General features: G+C 49.2%; 5 protein-coding genes. 1 reads left to right on the forward strand and 4 read right to left on the reverse strand.

The window, feature by feature from the left end:
* Positions 1 to 89 precede the first annotated feature (89 nt).
* Positions 90 to 1,514 (forward strand): tRNA lysidine(34) synthetase TilS, encoded by a 1,425-nt coding sequence (gene tilS / locus AC812_RS13295; RefSeq protein WP_061915626.1) that lies wholly within the window; start codon positions 90 to 92, stop codon positions 1,512 to 1,514.
* Here the strand turns inward: tilS and AC812_RS13300 are convergent.
* From AC812_RS13300 to AC812_RS13315, 4 genes are all read right to left on the reverse strand, one after another.
* On the reverse strand, positions 1,511 to 2,422 hold the full coding sequence (locus AC812_RS13300) for a tyrosine-type recombinase/integrase (RefSeq protein ID WP_061915629.1): 912 nt from the start codon (positions 2,420 to 2,422) through the stop codon (positions 1,511 to 1,513). The genes tilS and AC812_RS13300 overlap by 4 nt on opposite strands.
* Before the next feature lie 98 nt (positions 2,423 to 2,520).
* The gene (locus AC812_RS13305) at positions 2,521 to 3,546 is read right to left on the reverse strand and encodes an LCP family protein (RefSeq protein ID WP_061915632.1); all 1,026 of its coding nucleotides are present in this window, start codon (positions 3,544 to 3,546) and stop codon (positions 2,521 to 2,523) included.
* 10 nt (positions 3,547 to 3,556) lie between these two features.
* Positions 3,557 to 4,420, reverse strand: coding sequence for a LysM peptidoglycan-binding domain-containing protein (locus tag AC812_RS13310; protein ID WP_061915634.1), 864 nt, complete (start codon positions 4,418 to 4,420; stop codon positions 3,557 to 3,559).
* Positions 4,421 to 6,778 carry an ATP-binding protein gene (locus AC812_RS13315; protein WP_061915637.1) on the reverse strand — a complete coding sequence of 786 codons (2,358 nt, stop codon included), beginning with the start codon at positions 6,776 to 6,778 and terminating at the stop codon, positions 4,421 to 4,423.
* Between the last annotated feature and the right edge of the window lie 218 nt (positions 6,779 to 6,996).

Raw genomic sequence — 6,996 nt, forward strand, 5'->3', positions numbered from 1 at the left:
TCTCGTACAAGACGATTTATTGTTTTAATTTGGTTGCGTTTTTGGTTTTGGAAGATTTTAAGTGAATTTTGACATGCTATAATGGAGGCGTGCTTGAAAAATTCAAACAAACTTTGCAAATGCATTGCGGAATCAAGGGGGATAAGCCAGTTGTGGTGGGAGTATCGGGAGGCGCAGACAGCCTGACCTTGTTTCATCTCTTCATTCGTTTAAAAATCCCTGTTTGGGTGGTTTATTTTGATCATCAATTGCGCCCCGAGTCAAAGAAAGAAAGTCTAATAGTTCAACAACTGGCAGAGGCATGGAAGGCAGAAGGGTTTATTGCCGGACAGGAAGATGTGCGCCGCCTGGCGGAACAGACACGCTGCTCCGTAGAAGCAGCTGCCCGTCAGGCGCGCTACCGATTTTTGTTCAAAACGGCTGAAGAGTTTAACGCCGCGGCGGTTGCAGTGGGTCATACGGCCGATGATCAGGTTGAAACTGTCCTGATGCACCTGATTCGCGGAAGCGGATTGGATGGGCTGAGCGGAATGGATTATCGGACCATCATACGAGACTTTTCTCCTACCGTTCCTCTGATTCGTCCATTGTTGGGCTTTTGGAGAACGGAAATTGAACAATATTGCCGGCAGAATGGACTACAACCACTTCAGGATGTAACCAATCAAAGCCTGAAATTTACCCGAAATCGAATCCGACATGAACTGATTCCCCAATTGCAGGTCTATAACCCACGGATCAAAAACAGATTATGGACGATGAGCCGGGTGGTGAAGGATCATTTGCAGGTGATCAAACCGATTGCCAAAAAGACTCTTCATGAGGTTTGTGTAGAAAGCCGAGAAGGCGAATGGCTGGCTTTTTCCGCAAGTCGGTTGAAAGAATTGCCGGGAGAAATGCTCAGTATTGTGCTGAGAGAGGCTATCCATGTCCTAAAACCCGCCAGTGAAGACATTAGCTGGCAGAGTACAAATCTGGCAATTGCAGAGATTCAATCCGACCGTCGAACGGGAGTTATCCAATTGGGGGATGGGGTTGAATTACTGTTTTCTCAGGAAAGGATTTATCTCAGAAACGAAACGAGTGTAATTTTTGACGCTCGCTTTCCAAATATCCCCTTGGGGGAGGAATACACACTCTCGAGCACCGGAGAGGTGAAACTTGGCAAGGACTGGTTTTTACAGGCAGAAGTCGTCAATGTCGAACAAATTCCGCCAACCTGGAAGGAAGATCGCTTTGAAGCCTGGCTGGATGCGCAAAAAGTTAAATTTCCATTGAAAATCCGGGCGTGGAAACCAGGGGAGCGCTTCCGCCCTTTGGGGATGAGCGGCAGGAGCGTGAAGATTGCTGATTTCCTGACCGAAAAGAAAGTTCCACGTCCCCTGCGCTCCGGTTATCCGCTTGTTTTCAGCGGTGAGGAGGCGATCTGGTTGCCCGGCTTACAAATTGCCGATCCGGTGCGTATTGCACAGAACACCCAATGGGTATTGCACCTGAAACTTATCCGGGTTTAATTGTCCTTCTCATCCTTCTGGCTGAGTTGTTTCAGCTTTAGACTGATTTCGCGCCATTGGATTTTAGAAATACCCAGTTTCTGGCGCAGGTGTTCGCGGTTCATGTCTGCGTTCCAATCCCTTAAGGCACATGTCCAGCGGCACATGTCAAAGGAAAGATGTTTATGCAATCCGGCTTCTTCTCCAATATCTTCCAGCAAGTATTCCAACCGTCTTGGAGACCACGGGAAGATGACATCTTTGGGTTGATATTGAGCCAGATATTCCCGGTAACTGGCAACCCATTCTTCGGGTAGAGGAATTTTGCGTTCTTTATAACGGTTGCGTGGACTGGCGTAGCGCACAAACAAAATGGGGCCGCCCGGGGCTTCCAAATCAATATGATTGGTATGAATCGCCAAACATTCCCCCTTCTTGATGCCGGTTGATAGCAGAAGAAGCAAGAGGGTATAGGGACGGGCATCCGGCTTTTTTGCTGAGCGGTAAGCATTTGCGGTTTCAAGTGCTTTTTCAACTTCTTCATCGGTCAACACGGTGGGAAGAGGACTGATTACGGATTGCTGCACCACTTTTTCAGCCGGATCAACCAGGATGCGCCCGGATTGGTGTAGCCATCGGAAGAAGGATTTGATGGAAGTAATTCGTCTTGAAAGACTTTTCGGGCTACACGGCACACCTCGCCCCTGTTGCAGCCAGTTGAGAAAGTTGTTGATATCACGGGTGCTGATGGCTCCTACCGGGCGATCCGGTGGCAGGTAACCTGCCAGCAATTGCAGGTCATTCTGGAAGGCTCTGACCGTGTAGGGCGATTTCCCCTGATCGAGCAGATAAATTTCCCAAGAGCGGATGGCCGGCAGTAAGGGAGTTTGAGAGGTAATATGTATAGAAGGTGATGTTTCGGAAGACATAGTCAACGATCCCTTTTGATTTTCGTATAGCCTATCATGAAAAGAATATACAACAGAAATCAGGGAAAGTCAAATCCATTTTCCCTGATTATCGGGGATCACTTAACCTGATACGCTTCCTGTAAAATTGCCTGAACGCGTTCCTGAATGGGGATCAAAACCTGCGCACCCGTATCTGTCGTGTAATGCCAAACATCTGAGGGGCCGATAGCAAAGCGATTAATCCGTTCGGGGTTAGAAACAAGCCCCGGCGCAAAACTGGCCAGTTTGAGAGCCTGATCCAGCGGTATGTCGGTTTCGACATTGTTGCGGAATTCCTGATACAACTGCGGAACTTTGGAGATGGCGTCCAGACTCATCAGTTTTTTGAACACCGCCAGGATAACTTCTTGAGCGCGTCGGGTTCGGTCAAAATCGCTGCTGCTGTATCGCGAGCGTACATACCATAAGGCGGTTTCGCCGTTCATGTAAACCCGGCCAGGCCCCACTGAACAGTAGCCATTGACCGCCTGTGGCAATTTGCAGGTATCCGTAAGGTTACGGGCGGTTTCGACTTCAATGCCGCCAAGCCGATCAATGATGTTGATGAAACCCTGAAAGTTTGTCATTACATAATAATCGGGCTTAATCCCAAAATTATTCTGGAAAGTCGCCTGCGTGAGAGAAAAACCACCAAATTGTTGAGATGTGTTGATTCTCTGTTGACCAACCCCGGGTATTTCCACATACAAGTCACGCGGAAAGGAAACCAGGCTGACCGCACCAGTGCGCGTGTTGATGATTGTGAGAATGATCACATCGGTGCGAAAACCGGAATTGGGGCGCCAATCTGAACCGAGAACGAGGATGCTAAGGGTATCATCCGGTTGAACGAGCGGGGGAGGTGTGCCTTGTTGATCGGGAGGGGGAGTGACAGCAGGCGGTGTGGGCAGTTCCCCTGCAGGGGTGGGAGTGGATGCCACCGGCATAAACGGAGTTGGCGTTGGGGGAGCATTCGGATCCAGGGTGACAATCCGTTGTGCGACTGCACGGGGACTCGGCTCGCCAGTAAATTCGGATATCGGCAGGTTACATGCTGCTGAGATCAAAAAAATTAAAACCAGTATCCAGACAATTTTACGCATACAAAGTTCCTCAAGGTGTGACGGTGGTTTCCGTCGGGGTTGGTTCGGGTGTGTCTGTCAAGGTAGGCACGGGAGTATCTGTTACCGTAGGTGTTGACGTTGAAGTGGAAGTAAAAGTTCCAGTGGGGGTTGTGGTAGGAGAGATGGTCGGTGGAATGGGAGTATTGGTATTGGACGGTACGGGAGTAAGAGTAACGGAAGGTAGAACAGGTTGAGTTGGCTCAGGCTTTTCGGGCGCATCGGTAAAGGTACTGGTCGCCACATTTGGCACGTATAAGCGCTGGCCGGCTCGAATGAAATCACTCCAAAAACAGTTCGCCTGTTTCAATTCCCAAACAGAAACCCGATAGAGACCGCTCAAGCGGGTCAGGGTATCTCCCGGTTGAACGGTATAGCGAATCCAACCGCGCGGAGGAACGCACCTCGTTGGAGTTGGAGAAATCGTCAAGGAACGTGTTGGAAACAGGGTGGATGTAAAAGTGATCAACGGTGGCAGGAATATTTGAGTTCCCGGAATGCTGATTGCTGAGGACAGACAGTTGGCGGTGAGTAATTCCGCCAGTGAGATACCGTTTTGTTCAGCTAATTCTTCCAAATGATCACCGGATTGCACCAGGTAAGCCTGCCAACCCGGAGGCGGTGGACAGGTGGTTTGGGTGGCCGGCAGAGGCGTGTTGGATGCAAAGATTTCCGTTGGAGATGGGATTTGGCCAATGGGTGTGAGATTGGGCGGAGGCAAGGTGGGATAGGGTGTGGGGGTTGGGGGTGTTATTACCTGACCTTCTGATAGACTGGCAAGCAAAGCTCCAAGCACAATCAACCCAAGGGCTGCCGAGATGAGAATGGGAAGAAAACCGCGCCAGATTTGAGTCATTTAAGGAACCAGGGTTTTTGTAGTGAAAGCCGGGGTCTTAACCGGTAACAGGATGCTGAAGGTGGAGGTTTTTTCTCCATCGCTTTCAACCCAAATTCTTCCACCGTGTGCTTCCACCAAAGTTTTCGCAATGGAAAGCCCTACACCGGAATCACCAACCCCGCGAATTGAGGGTGTACCATTTTTGATACGGCGGGAAAACACACGGGATAACTCATCAGCGGGAATTCCGCCACCCTCGTCCGTTATTTGAAACAGAACAAAGAGGGTGTTTCTTTCACCCTGTTCGACTTTTACTTTGAGGGTAATACTGCCTTCGGGGGGGGTTGCACTGCCGGCATTTTGGAGCAAATGGATGAGAACTTGATGGAGCGCATCACGGTCGGCATAGAATGTGGGTAAATCCTGGGGAATGTCCATCAACAAGTTGATTTCTTTTTCACGTAGCAAATCGGACATGTCCGTGATGGCCTGATCCAACAGTGTTTCAACATCAAGCGGCTGAGGCGCAAGTTCAATGGGACTGATATTAAAAACGGAGGTTTGCAGCAAATCATCCAGCAGGGACTGCATTCGATCGGAAGAGGTGCGGATTCTTTCGAGGAATTTTCGTTGCTGGTTACTGAGGTTCCCCATTGATTCATTAATGAGCAAATCTGTATAACCAATTACGGAAGAGACCGGCTGTCGTAATTCTTGAATAATTGAAAGCACTGCTTCGGTATCTTTGATGTTGAGATTTGCATTTTGGCCGGGGGAAGATTGCATTTCAACAATGCGCATATTGGCATTGGCGAGGGCGTTTTGCAGGCGGGCCACTTCTTCGAGGGCCTGTCTGAGTTCTTTTTCCAGATGTTCAACTTCAGATGACTGGTTGTTTTTCCCTTTCAGGTCTCTCAAAGCCTCCCGCAAGGTGCGGTTTTCGTTTTCGAGACGCTGAATCGTTTCTTGCGCTTCGCGCTGGATGGCCAGTAAACCGGCAATCTCCAAAGCGGGATCGCTTGTGAGCGAGCCGTTGGCTTCTGGTGCGGGCGGCGGGTTCTCGATCCGTTCTGGTTTTAAGGTTTTGAGCTGCTCCTGAGTCATTTGCAACTGTTCCTGCAAGGATTGAACGGTTGTTGCAAGCTTTTCTTTTTGAGCAAATTGGAAAAACATTTCAGGAAGTTGCTCGCAAATGGAATTCAGGAGAACCTGCTCTTCAACCGTCCATTCATGCTTTGAGTAAGGGGTAAACAGAAGGATTGCCCGCTTCCCCTCAGGATTATCAGGCATGGGCGACATTAACACATGGCCCGGTACAGCCAGCCCTACGGCTTTGGTGAGAGAAAGTAAATCCTGTAAGGGGGACTCGCTTTCGGCAATCAGTTTCAGGGATTTGCCTTTTTGCAAAGAGTTGGTCAGAAGCGGGCAGGTTTCTGCCTCGACCTGCAGAGGGGGGAGCGCCTCGTCACGGATGAGATCGTAACCCGATTCCAAACGAATGGGACGGTATGGGTTTTCCTGACGGATGAGGAAAGTCAGATCCGACGAAAATGTCTTACCGATCGCAGCCGTAAGCAAAGCGGTGGCTTCGCGGGCTGAGCCGGCGGTTGTTAAACGTATCCACGGTAAGAAAAGTCGGCTTTCAGATGGCATGCTTCGGGAAGACTTCGTTTCCGCCCTGAGTTCCTGCTGTTGCTGCACAGCCGCAGAAAGCGGCAGTAAGGTTTTAACCAGAGATGGCAACAGGGGAAAGGCACATAGCATCGCCAGCCGCATGGTGGCAGAAAAATCAGCGGCTTCATTTGCCAGGTTAAACAGGCTGGCTAAGGCGCCGGCGAAGACGATCAAGAAAAAGGACGCGCCAATTTCCCAAGCCTTTTCTTTGCGGACAATCAAAAACAACAGAGAAAGACCGGTGATGAGGAGATTTACCAGCGACCAAATCCATTGAAATGGAAACGAAATTTGTGGATTGATCTGAAGGGAAATATCTAAAAACAAGAGAATGATAGCCAATAAACCAAAAGAAATCAAAACAACATCTGCCCTTCGATGGGACTTTGAAAAATTCCACATCCATGCAGTGATGGCTAAGGAAAAAAAGGTTATCGCCCGATCGAAAGGAAAGAGGATCACCGGGTTGGGGATGATTTTTTGCCAGACCAATGCGCTTATCAAGAAGAGCACAATTTGCCCCAACAAAAGAATGAGAAAGCCGGTGATTAACCGCCGGGCAATTGCTCGATTTTCAATGGGGTGAATCAAGGCAGTAGTTTGAAGGCCGGTGAGAATCGAAAATACCAGAATGAGATGAAAAATCAGGTTTCCCGGTGGTTGGGTTAGCAGGTTGAAAATTTGTGAGATCAGGGTATTCATGGGAGGGATTATTCAGAAGAGATTATAGCATGGTCGGTTTTTTGAGACAATTTGGCTTTGGATGCAATTGTTTTCCTGACCTGAGGGGTATGAGAGAGTTGAAAAATCAAGCGTAATACGCCGAGCAGACTGTTTGAGGGGTGGAAAAGCCGCACTCGATGGGGTATCCACCCTAAAACAAAGGGGCTGTGTATCTTGATTTGACCTCTTCACCTCCA

Origin of the sequence: Bellilinea caldifistulae, from assembly GCF_001306055.1 — a bacterium.
GTDB lineage: Bacteria > Chloroflexota > Anaerolineae > Anaerolineales > Anaerolineaceae > Bellilinea > Bellilinea caldifistulae.

Excerpts from the sequence above, each read along its gene's own strand:
- AC812_RS13300 (WP_061915629.1), bottom strand. The coding sequence starts at position 2,422 with ATGTCTTCCGAAACATCACCTTCTATACATATTACCTCTCAAACTCCC.
- AC812_RS13305 (WP_061915632.1), bottom strand. The coding sequence starts at position 3,546 with ATGCGTAAAATTGTCTGGATACTGGTTTTAATTTTTTTGATCTCAGCA.
- AC812_RS13310 (WP_061915634.1), bottom strand. The coding sequence starts at position 4,420 with ATGACTCAAATCTGGCGCGGTTTTCTTCCCATTCTCATCTCGGCAGCC.
- AC812_RS13315 (WP_061915637.1), bottom strand. The coding sequence starts at position 6,778 with ATGAATACCCTGATCTCACAAATTTTCAACCTGCTAACCCAACCACCG.